Annotated in this window: 9 protein-coding genes; 4 read left to right on the top strand and 5 right to left on the bottom strand. The window is 40.2% G+C overall.

Annotation, left to right across the window (positions count from 1 at the left end):
- The first annotated feature begins 339 nt into the window (after positions 1-339).
- Positions 340-1311 (top strand): GDP-mannose 4,6-dehydratase, encoded by a 972-nt coding sequence (locus B9A32_RS10170; RefSeq protein ID WP_084069042.1) that lies wholly within the window; start codon positions 340-342, stop codon positions 1309-1311.
- Between the two features lie 22 nt (positions 1312-1333).
- The gene (gene gmd, locus B9A32_RS10175) at positions 1334-2485 is read left to right on the top strand and encodes a GDP-mannose 4,6-dehydratase (protein WP_084069043.1); all 1152 of its coding nucleotides are present in this window, start codon (positions 1334-1336) and stop codon (positions 2483-2485) included.
- 214 nt (positions 2486-2699) lie between these two features.
- Here gmd and B9A32_RS10180 read toward each other — a convergent pair whose 3' ends face one another.
- The 5 genes from B9A32_RS10180 to B9A32_RS10205 form a co-directional block, all read right to left on the bottom strand.
- A complete protein-coding gene (locus B9A32_RS10180; RefSeq protein WP_084069046.1) occupies positions 2700-6056 on the bottom strand; it encodes a glycosyltransferase in 3357 nt (1118 codons plus the stop codon).
- Positions 6053-7645, bottom strand: coding sequence for a methyltransferase domain-containing protein (locus tag B9A32_RS10185; RefSeq protein ID WP_084069049.1), 1593 nt, complete (start codon positions 7643-7645; stop codon positions 6053-6055). The genes B9A32_RS10180 and B9A32_RS10185 overlap by 4 nt, the downstream gene beginning before the upstream one ends.
- Before the next feature lie 15 nt (positions 7646-7660).
- Entirely contained in the window at positions 7661-8902 is a 1242-nt protein-coding gene (locus B9A32_RS10190) for an ABC transporter ATP-binding protein (RefSeq protein WP_084069051.1), read from the bottom strand.
- Positions 8899-10035: a glycosyltransferase family 4 protein gene (locus B9A32_RS10195; protein WP_232367116.1), complete on the bottom strand. Its 1137-nt coding sequence runs from the start codon at positions 10033-10035 to the stop codon at positions 8899-8901. The genes B9A32_RS10190 and B9A32_RS10195 overlap by 4 nt, the downstream gene beginning before the upstream one ends.
- A 256-nt stretch (positions 10036-10291) precedes the next feature.
- Positions 10292-11059 (bottom strand): ABC transporter permease, encoded by a 768-nt coding sequence (locus B9A32_RS10205; RefSeq protein WP_232367117.1) that lies wholly within the window; start codon positions 11057-11059, stop codon positions 10292-10294.
- 751 nt (positions 11060-11810) lie between these two features.
- On the opposite strand from B9A32_RS10205, the gene B9A32_RS10210 reads away from it, so the two are divergent.
- Positions 11811-13784 (top strand): PAS domain-containing hybrid sensor histidine kinase/response regulator, encoded by a 1974-nt coding sequence (locus tag B9A32_RS10210; RefSeq protein ID WP_084069059.1) that lies wholly within the window; start codon positions 11811-11813, stop codon positions 13782-13784.
- A gap of 225 nt (positions 13785-14009) precedes the next feature.
- Positions 14010-15155: a SprT-like domain-containing protein gene (locus tag B9A32_RS10215; protein ID WP_084069061.1), complete on the top strand. Its 1146-nt coding sequence runs from the start codon at positions 14010-14012 to the stop codon at positions 15153-15155.
- Positions 15156-15185 lie beyond the last annotated feature (30 nt).

Genomic DNA, 15185 nt, shown 5'->3' on the forward strand with positions numbered 1-15185 from the left:
ATTTTATCAATGATATACATAAAAATTTTATATGCAGGTGTGGGATTTTACTAATGTTTATAGCCATTTTAGAGATAGTTGGGCTCTGAATGATTGTATGCTGACTCTTTTTTTGGGGAGTGTATATTAATTTAACTCATAATTTTGATAGAATTTTATCATTATTTGAAAAAAATATTTGGTTCATAAATCAAGTTGATAAAAATGGTCTCATAAATGAGACCTTTTTTTGTGAGTTGTGTATGTAAAGTTTTATGGCAAGGCAAACAGAGAGTTTTGTAGAGTCAAAATTTCATGGCTTTATGATTAAATAAAATTAATATTATCTGGGAACACTTAATGAAAAAAGCCATTATATTCGGCATTTCAGGTCAGGATGGTGCTTTTCTATCAAAAATATTGTTGGAAAAGGGATATCAAGTCGTTGGGGTATCCAGAAATATCAACAATAATTCATTTGTAAATCTTAAAAGAGTAAAGGCTTGGGGGCATATTGAGCTTATTTCTTGCTCAATGCTTGACTTTGATTCTGTCTTCAAACTTGTTGAAAAAAATACCCCTGATGAAATCTATGATCTTTCTGGACAGAGCTCTGTTGCTCTCTCCTTTAAAAAACCCGTTGAAACCTATGAAAGTATCAGCATTGCCAATATGAATTTGCTCGAAGTCCTTCGTCGGATCAATGGATCTATTAAGCTTTTCAATGCCGGTTCCAGTGAGTGCTTTGGTAATACCCAGGGAAAAGCCGCAACAGAAAACACTCCTTTTTTTCCAAGAAGTCCATACGCGGTTGCCAAGGCTTCAGCCTGTTTTCAAACTGCCAATTATCGCGAAGCGTATAAACTTTTTGCCTGCACTGGCATTTTGTTTAATCATGAATCTTTTTTACGTCCAGAAACCTTTGTAACCCGAAAGATTGTGAATACTGCCTGTCGCATTTTCAGGGGGAGTAATGAAAAACTTGTTCTTGGGAATATTTCCATTGAACGGGATTGGGGCTGGGCACCAGAATACGTCAATGCCATGTGGTTGATGCTGCAACAGGAGAAACCGGATGATTTTGTGATCGCAACCGGTAGAACATGCCAATTGGAGCAGTTTATTATTTCTGTGTTTGAAACGCTTGGTCTGAATTGGAAAAATCATTTAGAAACAGATAAAAAATATTTGCGCCCGGCAGATATTAAGAGAGTAAAAGCAAATCCTGCTAAAGCGGAAAAACTACTTAAATGGAAAGCAGAATATACCACCTGTGATGTTGCAAGGTTGATGGTGGAAGCAGAACTTCAAACTGCGCCAGTGAAGCAGTGATGTGGAAAATAAAGGGATAAAAATGAAAAGAGCGTTAATAACAGGTATAACAGGCCAGGATGGCGCATATTTAACCGAATTTTTGATACAAAAAGGATATGAAGTCCATGGTATAAAACGTCGGGCTTCTTTATTTAATACCCAGAGAATTGATCATCTTTACCAGGAAGAACATGTAAAAAATCGTAAATTGATTTTACACTATGGAGATCTGACAGATGCTTCAAATCTTGTCAGAATTATCCAAAAAGTTCAACCGGATGAAGTTTATAATCTTGCAGCCCAATCCCATGTGGCTGTTTCTTTTGAAGCACCTGAGTACACTTCAGACACAAATGCAATGGGTACTCTCAGGCTGCTGGAAGCGATCAAAATGCTTGGCCTTGTTGAGAAATGTCGGTTTTATCAAGCATCAACATCCGAGCTTTTTGGTAAGGTTAAAGAAACCCCCCAGAATGAAGAAACACCATTTCATCCCCGCTCCCCCTATTCTGTTGCAAAACTTTATGCTTATTGGATCGTTGTGAATTACAGAGAAGCTTATGGGCTTTATGCCTGTAATGGCATTTTGTTTAACCATGAATCCCCCCTTCGTGGAGAAACCTTTGTAACCAGAAAAATAACCAGAGCCCTTGCACGCATTTTTCTTGGTCTGAAAAAATTTGTCTCCCTTGGTAATTTGGATGCCAAAAGGGATTGGGGGCATGCAAAAGATTATGTGGAAATGCAATGGTTGATGTTGCAACAAAATAACCCGGATGATTTTGTCATTGCAACTGGTGTTCAGCATTCCGTAAGAGAGTTTGTTGAACTGGCTGCCAATGAACTTGGTATTTTGCTGAAATGGGAAGGTGAAGGGGTTGATGAAAAGGGTATTGTGGATAGGATCAAGCCTTCAAAAATAGAGCAAAGACAAAATTTGGATTTGGGACAAAAAGCAAATATTTTAAAACCAGGGGATGTGATTGTCCGTGTGGATCCCCGTTACTTCAGACCTGCTGAGGTCAAAACCCTGCTTGGTGATCCCGCAAAGGCAAAAAATATGCTGGGCTGGGAACCCCGAATTTCTTTTGAAAATATGATCCAGGAAATGATTCAATATGATTTGGAGGAAGCGCAAAGAGATCACTTGTGCAAACAGGAAGGCTTTAAGGTTTGTAATTTTTATGAGTAATCGGAAATAGGTGTCTTAATACTAAATATTAATAATTAAAACTCGTCAGTCATAAGTTCTCCGATTTGACGCCATATAATGTGTTTTTGAAATTTAAAATATCCCATGTGATATGGCAAATGAGAACTTCGGACTCATGGGATTAAAAGTGTACCCCCCTCCATTTGAGGTAAATTGACTTCCCCGATTTTTTAGGGGTGGAAGGGGGAACTTTTTATTCAATGGAATATTTGTTAATTAAAAGTCCTTTAAGCATACCGGAAAGCCTTCTGCCCAGAACATCCCAGGAATGTTCATCAAGGTATCTATTTTGAGTTTCCAGTTTACTGTTAACGTTTTCTCCTTGGGAAAGTAATTTGTCCAGCCCTTGGACGATATCTTTGATTTTGGTTCCTGGTAATAAATGAATAATATCACCGATATCATTAAAAATATCAAGTGGAGTACAGATAACAGCACGACGGGTTGCAAGGCCATATCGAACAGCGCCGCTCACGGATTCTGCGGTGTTTTGGTAAGGAAATACCACCATGGTGGCTGCCTGTAGCAATTGAAGTGTTTCCCTGTCGTCTGAAAAATCCGTTTTCATTGTCACCGAGCTTTCCAGTTGATGTTTTTTTATTAAATCGAGACAATTCGATTCTGTTTTTGTGGATTCCGGGACTGGGTAGAGTGCATTGAGCATTAATAAATGCAGATTTTTGTGTTTGTTTATCAAAATTGAAAATGCTTCAAGTAAAGCCTCCAGGCCTTTATGGGGTAACATAAAACCATAACTTGCAATTACAATTTTATGGTGCGGTATTTGGGCAAGTTTTTTTGCATCATCCTGTGGCAGAAAAGGGGCTTTTTGAAGGCCATGGGGAAAAATTGCTGTATTTTGGTACAAACCCCAGGATTTTAGTCGATTTAAGTCCTCCACACCATGAACCAGAAGACGATCTACTTTAGCAAGGCTTGTGCGTATTGTGCTGAGGGATGCTTTAAAATCGGGCTTGTTGACATCTTTGGTGGCATGGAAAAAAATAATGGAAAGCAGCTGTTGCTCCTGGGCAAATTCAATGATTTGTTTAAGGGTTTCAATGTTGAAAAAACCAAAGTTAAATTGAATAATAATGATATCGGGTTTTTTTTCTTTTAATGCTGCGAGTAATTCTTTTCCCTGATCGGTGTGGTCCTGCCAACATTTGGTCATTGATGTGTTTTTGTACCCGGCATCCCCACTGCTGTACGATGCAAAAATGTGGGGTTCAAAAATCTCCATATCCAGTGAATCCATCAGAAATTTTGAGTAGGTGGCAATTCCGCACCGGGTATTCCACGAAGAAAGCCATCCAATGAGATATCTTTTTTCTTGAAGAGGGGGAGCTTGTTCAATGTACTTTTCGAGTTTTTGCAACCTTTTTGCACAGTGATTCCAGGTGAATTTACCTTCAATAATCTCCTTGGCATTGAAAAGTTTTGTCTGGAGTTCTTTTTTGGGAGTATTTCGGACTTGTTTCATCAATCGCCCAAGATGCCCCTCATCCGGTTCTGCCCATACAGAATTAAACAGTTGCATATGGCTTTGGGCTGATTGAAAGGTAAAGTCGATTAGCCAGCTGGTCTCCGGTGTGCAAAAATCCATCTGACCACCATGACCTGTGGTGATAACCGGAAGCTCATACCACATTGCTTCGGCCATTGGCAGACCAAATCCCTCACCCCGGGAAGGTGCCACAAGGGCATGACATTGGCGGTAAAGATCAACTATTTTACCTGGGGGAAGATCTTTATTGATAATTTCAATGGGAGGGCACCCCGGGAACCGTTGTTTTATTTTTTGGACCTGTGACTCAATGGTGTTGTGTTCATTGGGAAATGTTTTTATTACAAGGGCCACATCATCTTTTAAGGTAAATGTACCGGCAAAAGCTTTGAGTAGTATATCGATTCCTTTTCTGGGGAAGCAGGAAGAAATATGAAGAAATTTAAAACCGGATTGATTTGCAAGGGGGCATGGAATGACGGGCTCTTTGTGAATGTGATCCATTCCGCATCCGGCAGCAGTGATGGGCAGGGACACCCCATTGTCAATAAGTGTTTTTTTTATAAATTCAGATAGTACAGGCAGTCCATCCAGGTGGCGGTTGAACTGTGTTACCCATTGTTGGGACAGTCCAGACTCTTCCCAGGCAAAATAAAGCAGGTTTATTTCTCCATCCATGTCCGATACCCTGGGGGGATAAAGATTGCGAATGATCACATTGGCTTGACTGCCCTTTTTACCTTTTTGCCATAAAGTCTTTAGTCCTGGAATGCCATTGATGAGTTTTTTGTCCGGTCTATAGTCCCCGGGACCTTCAGTGGCAAAAAGCCCCACAGATCCAGGGGTGCTGCGGTTTAGAGAAAATCCCAGTTCTCTATTCACCACTGCAAGGCTGTATGATGTTTCAAAGGGGCCTTCAATCTGATAATGGGGTTTTTTATTGTAGACCGACCTTGACTCTGTGACTGATGGAATAGCAATTTTTTGTTTTTGCAGGAAAAGCTTTAATTGTTTTATTAGTCTATGTTTTTTGAAATGCTCAACATGTTTTTTTTGTTTTTTTATAATGGCCCGCTTCAGGGCTTTGTCAGTGGATATGATTTTAATAAGAGCTGCAATGGCAGAAGGGTCTTTTTGGGTGACAAGAATTCCTGCGCCATCCATTGTATGGGGAATATTGCTGCTTTTAAATGCCACAACAGGAAGGTTGAATGCCATTGCCTCAATTAGAGGCACTCCAAAGCCTTCGTGTTCACTCATGCAAAGAAACAGGTCGGCAGCCCGGTACCATCCAAAGAGTTCATTGTCCGGGATTTTGCCTGTAAAGTGAATGTGCTCTTCCATACCTGCCGCCATGATATTTTCCATCAAACTCTTATAATACGGGCAATGGGTGTCACAGTTTCCAATCATGACCAATTGAAAAGGACGATGGAAACAATTTTTTAAGCGGTTGGCAATGGATATTAAATCTTGCTGACATTTGTTGGGAGCCACTCTTCCCACAAAAAGTATGGTAAATATATCTGCATTGTTTGTTACAATGTTCTCGTCCCAGGGGCGTTGTTCAAGGATTTCCGTATCCATTAGTAAAGGGATTTGAGTAACGTTTTTATATCCCAGGGATTCCAGTTCTTCTTTATTTGTTTTTGACACGGCAATGGCAGCATCCATTAATGGTAGAAATGTACGTAATTGTTGGCGCCCAATGCGTGAATAATGGTGAAAGGGAGAGTCCTCCGGAAAAAAACGGGCAGGTGTGATATTGTGGTAAATAAGAATCTTTTTGCCTGGAAGTGACTCTATCCAATCCGTTAGTTCATGGCCCATGGAGTGATGAATGAAGATTATATCATTGGCATTGGATGAAAGCTGCTGGTAGTGCAGAAGTTTTTTTTCCAGACCAGGTGCCGGATTTTCAACAAAAATTTGAGATGTAAAGCCCAATTGGGACAGCATCTCTTGAATAAAAATCATGCTGTTGGTTACAGCATCCCCTACGGCTGATCCTGAATGAAATTGATGAATGGCCTTTGGTTTCATTCTTTATATCCTATAACGGCATAATCCTGTTCTTTACTCATGGCAAAAAGGACATCATTGATATCTTGCATGTTATTATCGTCTAAGTATTTGGTTTCTTTCATTAAATTGATTCTGTGCGTTTTGATTTTAGTAAACCCCCTTGCTTTGATTAAAAACTCCAAGGTCTCTGGAGGTATGGGATTTTTGTGGGTGGGATCTGTATAAAAATTACATGCACCCACCATGATATTTTCAGGGTTTGGTGTTTCAAAAATAACAATGCCCCCCGGTTTAATGACCCTGAAGGATTCATCAATGAGAGATATCAATGTTTTAAATGGAAGATGTTCCACAATGTGGAATCCTGTAAGGATCGAGACGCTATGGTTATCTAATTTCATGAGATATTCCATTGCATCTGTTTCGATGACATCAAGATGCATTTCATGGCACCGATTTACCATGACCCTGTTCAGGTCCAGCCCCCGTGCATTGATATTTTGTTTGGCTAAAAGTTCAAGCCACTCTCCACGACCGCAGCCAATGTCCAGAACAATTCCTTTTCCAGTTGCTGCTAAAGCACTTTGGACAAAGGGGATGTAAAAAGAAATGCGGCGTTTGACTTCTTGTCTGCTTCCTCTGAATTGGTCTTGGAAATCGGAATACATATTATCAAAAATATGCTTTTCTGTGTCCTTTTGAGAGGGGTATAGCTGTTCATCGTTGGGCGGTTCGTTTGAATTTTGAACGGAAGCTTTCAAGATGTCAATCTGGTATTCCATATTAACAAGTTGTTGATGTGTTTTGCTGGACTTGTCCAGTTGAAGTGTTATTTTATCGGATAAAGTTGAGAGTGACCTTTTAATGTCTTTATGTTGGTTAAGCTGGGTTTTGACTGTTTTTTTATGACGTTTTTCAAAGTCTTCAGCGATTGTTTGGACTTTTTCTCGAATTGATTTGATTTCTTTTGTATTGGATGAAATGGCAATATCTAATTCTATATGTAAGTCCTTGATGTATCTATTTAATTTACTAATATGATTTGAATGTGAGTGAACGGCTGATTTAAGCATCAGTTGTTCACTAAAAATCATATTCTCCAGTACCTGAATGTTTCTAAAAATAGTGGGAAGATTGATAATTGCTGTTAACAGTCGAAAAAAAATTCCAAATACCGGCACCTGGTAAAGTAGTTGGAGTAAAAAAGGAATAAATAGTCCTTTGATAGGAATTTTGTGACTTCTTCCTTCTTTAGAATAGCGGAGCCTGCCGATAATATTTGTTTTTGTCAGTTCACCTTTTTCCAGACGGGTCAAAAAAGTTTTTTTCCCTTGTTGGTCAGGCTTTCTCTGTAATATTGACTGGTATGCATTGTCAATGAAACGTTCTCCATGGTAATTCAGGAATTCTTTTAAATGATATGAATTTTTTTTGGGTAACGGAAAATATTCATCATTGAAAGAGAATGGTTCAAACTCAGGACAGAGGGAAAATGAAACATTTTTTTTTCCATTGGTTGAATCCAGAGGGGGTAATCGACGCGTTTTTTCATTGACTAATTTTATGAGTTCACAAACATCCACGCCGGGGGTATGCATTTCAATCATAGTTTTACCTCTCAATCAGGTCGGGAGTTTGTTGGGTGATAGTTGTTGCTTTGTTGCATCCATGTATAACTCTGGTGTCAATCGCAATAGACCTGTGAAAATATGGCCATTGCCGGATATGACTTCAAATACGGTGCCTTTGTCCAGCCAGTGGAAGCATTCATCAATGTGGTTCGATCCGGTGTGCAGCGCAGCGGTGATGGAGTATTTCCCTGGTCCTACATTAAACTGATCGAATGAATATGTGACATTGATTCGTTCTCCCTGATTGATAGAAATTTCCTTTTTAAGATGGTATGAATTGGTTCCATAAATATCCTGGCCGTATTTATCTCTAATAACAAAACCTAATGTCAGCTTTTCTATGTCGTTGTGCCCCATTATTTGTATGATAATTTTTACAGGGTGGCCACTTAAAAGGATTTCAGACGGATCATTATTCTCGTTGATCAGTGATATTTTCTCAATAAAGGCTTTGTGGTTTCCGTAGCCTGATGATGAGATGGGCGTATCCTGGTATTGGAGTTTTTCTCCCTGGGACCGCTTTGCAATGAGAAAATTATATGTGTTAATTATGCCCTCTGGTTCACCTTGCTCCAGCATTTTGCCCTTTTCAAGTAAGAGAGCCTTATCGCACAGCACTTTTACAGCATTCATGTCATGGGAGACAAAGACAATGGACCCACCTTTTTTTTTGAATGCTTTGATCTTTTTCATGCATTTTTGCTGGAAATATGCATCCCCCACAGAAAGAGCCTCATCCACTACAAAAACCGTGGGATCAGCGTGGATGGCCACTGAAAAGGCAAGTCTCATAACCATGCCCGATGAGTATGTTTTGATCGGTTCATTTATGAAATCTTTAAGCTCCGTAAACGCGATGATGGCATCCAGTCGATCATCGATTTCTTTGCGGGTAAGGCCAAGGTAAGTAGCATTGTGAATAATGTTATCAATTCCTGAAAACTCTGAATTAAATCCGGTTCCAAGTTCAAGAAGACCGGTTATTTTCCCATTGATGTGAATGGTTCCGGTATCGGGGAGTAAAATACCGGTTAACAATTTTAAAATAGTTGATTTGCCTGCACCGTTTTCTCCGACAATGCCAAATGTTTCTCCTTCCTGAACTTCGAAAGATATGTCATTCACAGCGCTGAAGGATTTGTGGTAAGAGCGTTTTGAAAAAATTTCTTTCAATCTGTCTGATGGAGTTTGATAAAGTTTGAATGTTTTAGAAATATTTTGAACAGAAATCATAATTTCACCATTTTAAAAACATCCAGTGTTTTGGTAGCTGTTTTTTCCCAGTTGAACTCCTTTGCACGAGTTGTTCCTCTGGTTACCAGACTTTTTCTTAGCTTGGTATTATAAGTCATGGTTTCAATGGCTTGGGCTAAGTCATCACTGCTTGAGGGATCAATGAAAATTGCAGCATTTCCAGCAACTTCTGGCATGCTCGCTGTGTTTGAGCAAATTACAGGGCAACCACAGGCCATGGCCTCAAGAATAGGCAGCCCAAATCCTTCATAAAGGCTTGGGTATACAAGGCTTTGGGCGCTATTGTAGATAACTTTCAAATCATTATCAGGAACGTGCCCAATCAGATAAACTCGATTTTTCATATTTATTTTGTTTAATTTATCAAGCCAGTGTTTTTCTCCCCACCCTTGCCACCCCACAAGAACAAGGGGAATGTCCGTATCAGCCTTTTCCATGGCATCAATTAAGAGGTCGATATTTTTACGGGGCTCAAGGGAGCTTACAAATAATAAGTAAGTTGATGGAAGATCGTATTTTGATTGAATTCGAGCCGTCTCCTCTGGTGAGCATTTTGAAAACAAAGGGTCGGGGGCCAGATGTATGGCACTTACCTGTGATGCTGGAACGTTGAGTTCCTCAATGATCTCCTGGCGTATAAATTCTGAAATGGTTAAAATGTGACTGGCATATCTTAGGCGCGTTTTGATAAAATGCTCAAAAAGCCATACCCTTTCTCTGGGGTGTGTTTTACTATGGCGGCGCAGTGATAGGTCATAAATTGAAAAAATTGTTGGTATTTTGGAAATTTTTGCCGGGGTAAAGGCGGTTTCATGGTAGAGTTGAAATGGTTTTTTTTTACATAGTTTATTAAGGCTATGCTCGTATTTTAACCAATGCGCAGCCCTCATTCCAAAGACAATGGGGTCAGGAAAGGCTCTAATTGTTTTTGTGGACTGTTGCCATGTGCCAGGGTCTGCCAATGGAGGCATTGATGGCAACGAGGTTTTGCCATTGAAGTAAGAGATTCTTGTTTCGTTAATCCGATCCATGGCACCATAAAGATTGCGAAGGTATCTGGCAATTCCAGTCAAAAGTCCAGTCATGGGGATTGCGTTGATAAGAATTTTCATATTTTACATTTAAGTGTGGATATTTGCATGGGGTGCGGGTTACATTTTGTGAATGGAGCTTTTTTATAAAAAGAAATGTTTTCTCCCAGGCATGCAAGTTTGTTGGGTGTTGGGTAAAGATAAAATATACCTGATAGAAAGATAAGGTTCAGTGTCAATAGAAGGTAAATCCTGAAACGAAAAACGACTTTTAGGTAAACAAAAAAAATAGCAGCAATGAAGATAGCTGACCAGCAGAAGAGAAATAACGGTTCTATCATAAAAAATCCCTTATATCTTTTTCGAGGTAACGGAAGGTTGCAAAGGCAAAAGAAAGCAGGATATGGGTGGTGATTGTTAAAAATAATAGCGCATGGAAAGGGGGGTAATCATGAAAAATAAACATTCTTTGGTATGATTGAATAATAATATAGGCTGGATTGTAGGGCAGTATCTTTTGAACAACACCTGGGAGTATGTCAGATGTGTAGACAATGGGAGTAAACCAGAACCAAAGTTGTAAAATAACTCCAGTAATTTCCCGCACATCACGAATAAAAACATTAAGCACTGCAGTGAATAATCCAATGGATAGAGCAAGCAGCTGTTGAAGATAATAAAGAAATGGCAGCAGCCATAGGGAAGGATGAAAATCATGTCCCTGGAGCGTCAGAATGAAAAAAAATACCATCATGGAAATTAAAAAAGTAATTGTTTCCGATAAGAAAATGTGAAGCTGCAAAGATGGTAGAGAGGTGCTGACTTTGGATATTATGTGTTTTTTATCTATAAAAACAGAAGTGGATCTTGTTATGGTGGCAGCAAAGGCTGCCCAAGGGATAAGACCAGCTGCCAGGTAAATACCATAGGCATTCATGTCCGACGTTCCGGGAAGCCGTGCGCCCATGACTTTACCAAAAATAACAATATATATAAATAAATTTACCACAGGCCAGATAATTGCCCAAGTGGAACCGAGCACAGAGCCAGCAAAACGCTCTGCAAAATCACGTTTGGTTATTTCTATAATAAATGAAGTGTCCATACTTGGCATAGTTTAGGTCAGTATAAATGTTGATTTGCGTGGAAAATATAGGTGCTGTTAATTTATTAATTTTGTCATACTGATTTTGTGTTTGTGCCGCCAATAAAATTGGCTGTTTTTGAAAGAATTATTTTGGGTTTTTGCAGGTTTCAAGGAAAGGGTTGAAACTTGTTTTTATAATTTTCCAGATAAAAAAGGTCTCTCCTTGAGACCATAGATCTTTTCATTTAACATCCATTAGGATGTTATTTGCAAACCATAATTTTATGATTACACAAACTGACTTTATGACATTAAGTTTTTAAAAAGTCAATATAAAAAGGGCCTCGATTTATTCGGGATACCTTTGGTGCCACTTGAAAGAATGGAAAATATTAGTGTGTGATAGCGTTGTAAACTTTATTTAAAACTCTTTACTTTTGGATCAATTTTTGGCATCGTGATGATATTTAATCCTTGTGTGCTCATTTTATTTTGTTGGGCTCATAAGGGATTCAGCCGTTTTTAATTTACCGTATACTCAAGGCGGGTTATTCAAATAAAAGCTTATCTGGTATTTATAAGCGGTAACTCGATAGACTCTGATTTCCTAAGAGTTTAATGTTTTATTGTGCTTAGTGGTCTAAGCCATGATGTTTATAAAAATTATTTGCAAACCTGGTGTGTTTTCATGCTTTGCTGTGGGCAACTTTGGGTCAGAATACGATTTTTCCATTACAATTATATTGAAACAAATTAAAGGCCGTGTGCAATGCCCTTAACTCAAATAAATAATGAATTAAAACAGAAACTGGAACAGCTGCAAAAAAAGAATGATGCATTAAATAGAAAATTACAGGAAAAGGAATTTCATTTTTCAACGGTGCTGAACAATACCTCCGACGGCATTATCCGCATTGACAGGCAGCTTCGGCCAGTGTATGCCAATCAGGTTTTTTATGATACCACAGGATTCACACCAGAGCAGTATCTGGGGCGCAGCAATGAAGAGATTGGCTTTCCCCGGGAGTTGTGTAATCTGTTTCGAGAAAAAAATCTTGAAGTCTTTAAAAATGCCACTCCCCTGAAATTTGAATTTAAATACCCCACTGCCGGCAATGGACCACGGATGTTTGAAGCTGAAGTTTCACCTGAGTTCAGCGGGGAGGACGATGTCGCAACTCTTATCACCTGTATCCGGGATATCTCAGAATTAAAAGCCAAAGAAAAAGCCTTGGTGCAAGCCCAGGATCAATGGCAGCATACCTTTGATTCCATATCCGACTGGGTCAGCATCATTGATGATCACTGCCGGATTCTTAAAACAAATGAAAGCTCCCAGGGGTTCACCCGGATGTTGCCCAAAGAGGTTGTTGGAAAGCATTGTCATGATATCATCACCAATTGCCTTGATATCAATCCCTGTCCCCTGGAAAAGGCCCTGAAAAGATCTGAACGGGTATCCCATGAAGTTCAACGACCCGATGGAAAATGGTGGCTTATCACAGTGGATCCCATTTTAAAGGATAATGCACCTCCCTTCCAGGCGGTTCATATTGTCAGGGATATTACCGTTTTAAAGCTCAGAGAAAAACAAAATGTTCAATCAAAGAAGAATGCTGCCTTCAGGGTTCTGGCAGGCGGTATTGCCCATGATTATAATAACCTTCTGGCTGTGATTATGGGCAATCTTTCCCTTGCCATTGATCTTGCTTCCCAGGATGATGATCGCCTTGAATTTCTCAAAGAAGCTGAATTATCGGTAAAAATGGCCAGGGATCTAAGTCATAAATTTCTGGCAATATCCGGTTATGAGTACAGCGAAAAAAATATCGGCAAACTCATTGAGCCCCTGAAGTCATCGGTGGGGGAGCTTCCCAGCATTGAGAATATTGAATTAATTGTTAATATTGACAGTGGCTTGTGGCCGGTGAACTTTGACGTGGCCCAGATGCGCATTGTTTTTCAAAATTTATTGATCAATTCAATTGAATCCATGTCCCAGGGCGGTACCCTCACCCTTAACGCTGAAAATTATGTTATTTCAGAGGAAATTTCAAATATTAATTATTTTAAATCCCCGGGGGGCGGTCGTTTTGTGAAAATTGAAATTAAAGACACCGGTTCCGGTATTGCTGAACAGGTGTTGCCGAAAATATTTGATCCCTACTTTTCCACAAAGCAAAGGGGGGTTCAAAAAGGCATGGGACTGGGCCTGGCTGTGGTAAGTTCCATACTGGAAAATCATGGTGGCACCATATCCTTTGATTCTAAAAAAGAAAAAGGTACCACGGTAACGCTTTTGATACCAGCCTATGACCCCAAACGCATGGTTCAACTGGGGAAAAAATATTTTGGAGAAAAGGGGAAAAAGGTTAAAATTCTGGTGATGGATGATGAAATCGCCATGCGGCGGCTCATGGGAAATATTATCCAGAGCATGGGATACGAGGTGGAGCTGGTGGAAGACAGCCAGGCTGCCATTACGGCCTTCCGGTATGCCCTCCAGGCTGACGTCCCATTTGATCTGGTTATTCTGGACCAGATTATTTCCGGCGATATCTGCGGCAGTGATACTCTGAAAAAAATGAAAAAAATCAGTGACAGTGTGAAATCCATTGTTATCAGCGGCTCTCCCCACAGCCCCACCATAACCAATTATAAAGAATTTGGATTTGATGCTGCATTGATTAAACCGTACACCCGGAATGAGGTGAATGAACTTTTGCAGCAAATAATAGAATAATGCAATGAGATCTCTTGATTTTAAAAGCGTCGATTTTGAATAATATTACATGACAATACTTTGGTGAAGATAAAACCGTGAATCTTAGCACCAAAGCGACACTTTGTCGGTTTACCCCAGAATAATTCATTTTTTGTATTCATTGTGTCCGTCAAAACATGCCCGTGCCAGTTATAAGAGTGCCTGTTGTATTAGCATTGACGATAAATGAAATAAAAGGGAATTATGAAAGAAAAGAGAGGAAATCTTCAGGAAAAGCTGGAGCAGGAGATGCTTGAAAGGCTAAGGTTTGAATGGGAAAGAATTCATTACGAACTGGGACATACGGACCATAAACTGGCAGCCCGACTGACAATGCCCTCCATTATAATAATGGATATGAAATCTTGCCTGGGACAATGGGTGAACGATATTCATGAAATTCGGCTGAGCCGGAGCCTTTTAATGAATGGCCGATGGGATTCCATATGCGAGGTACTGCGCCATGAGGTGGCCCATCAGATGGCCGCCACATTTCCCGAACATGAGCACCGGCCCCCCCATGGAGAAATTTTTCAGCACTGTTGCATAAAGAGACAGGCCAATCCCCGGGCCTCGGGCGGTTATCGTACCCTGGAAGAGAGGATATGGGAAAACACCCCGGATGAACCGGATAAAATCATGGGTAAAGTAAAAAAACTCATGGGACTTGCGGCATCAAAAAACAGATTTGAAGCCGCGTCTGCTGCAGCCAAGGCCAATCAGTTTATCTCCCGCTACAATATAGATATTATTAACCATGATAAGCCAAGGGAATTTGAATCCATCTTTATCACAGACCCGGTGCTCAAGCGAACCCAGGCCGCCATGTTTGCTTCGATGATTTTAAAAGAATTTTATTTTGTGCAAACGGTATGGGTCAGTTCTTTTATGCCCCAGAGGGGCAAGGTTGGCTATATGCTGGAACTTACCGGCACAGAAACCAATCTTAAAATTGCAGATTATGTGTTCCACTATATTTTAAAATACGCAGAATCCAGCTGGCTGGAATATAAAAAAAACCACCCCGATTGCCGGAGTCGATCCGGGTACATGACAGGGGTGGTGGCAGGATTCAGGGAAAAGCTTGCATCACAAAAAAAGAAATTCATGGAACAAAATAGAAAAAAGTCCGATCACGCCCAGGATTCAGATGCCCTTATCTGTATGGAAGACAGTCAGTTGCTGCACCATTTTCACATGCGTCATCCCAGGGTGGCAGTCAAATCCATCTCCCACAGTACTGCCAGCCGTTCAGCCTATGAGTCAGGAAAGGAGAAAGGCCGCCACCTTAATGTTGCAAAAGCAATCACCTCCCATGGGGAGAGCACAGGGGGCCTGATATCCGGATAGTCCTGCCTGGCTCTGGCCATTAAGCGCTGC

Source organism: Desulfocicer vacuolatum DSM 3385, from assembly GCF_900176365.1.
GTDB lineage: Bacteria > Desulfobacterota > Desulfobacteria > Desulfobacterales > Desulfobacteraceae > Desulfocicer > Desulfocicer vacuolatum.

Excerpts from the sequence above, each read along its gene's own strand:
- B9A32_RS10170 (WP_084069042.1), top strand. The coding sequence starts at position 340 with ATGAAAAAAGCCATTATATTCGGCATTTCAGGTCAGGATGGTGCTTTT.
- gmd (WP_084069043.1), top strand. The coding sequence starts at position 1,334 with ATGAAAAGAGCGTTAATAACAGGTATAACAGGCCAGGATGGCGCATAT.
- B9A32_RS10180 (WP_084069046.1), bottom strand. The coding sequence starts at position 6,056 with ATGAAACCAAAGGCCATTCATCAATTTCATTCAGGATCAGCCGTAGGG.
- B9A32_RS10185 (WP_084069049.1), bottom strand. The coding sequence starts at position 7,645 with ATGATTGAAATGCATACCCCCGGCGTGGATGTTTGTGAACTCATAAAA.
- B9A32_RS10190 (WP_084069051.1), bottom strand. The coding sequence starts at position 8,902 with ATGATTTCTGTTCAAAATATTTCTAAAACATTCAAACTTTATCAAACT.
- B9A32_RS10195 (WP_232367116.1), bottom strand. The coding sequence starts at position 10,035 with ATGAAAATTCTTATCAACGCAATCCCCATGACTGGACTTTTGACTGGA.
- B9A32_RS10205 (WP_232367117.1), bottom strand. The coding sequence starts at position 11,059 with ATGGACACTTCATTTATTATAGAAATAACCAAACGTGATTTTGCAGAG.
- B9A32_RS10210 (WP_084069059.1), top strand. The coding sequence starts at position 11,811 with ATGCCCTTAACTCAAATAAATAATGAATTAAAACAGAAACTGGAACAG.
- B9A32_RS10215 (WP_084069061.1), top strand. The coding sequence starts at position 14,010 with ATGAAAGAAAAGAGAGGAAATCTTCAGGAAAAGCTGGAGCAGGAGATG.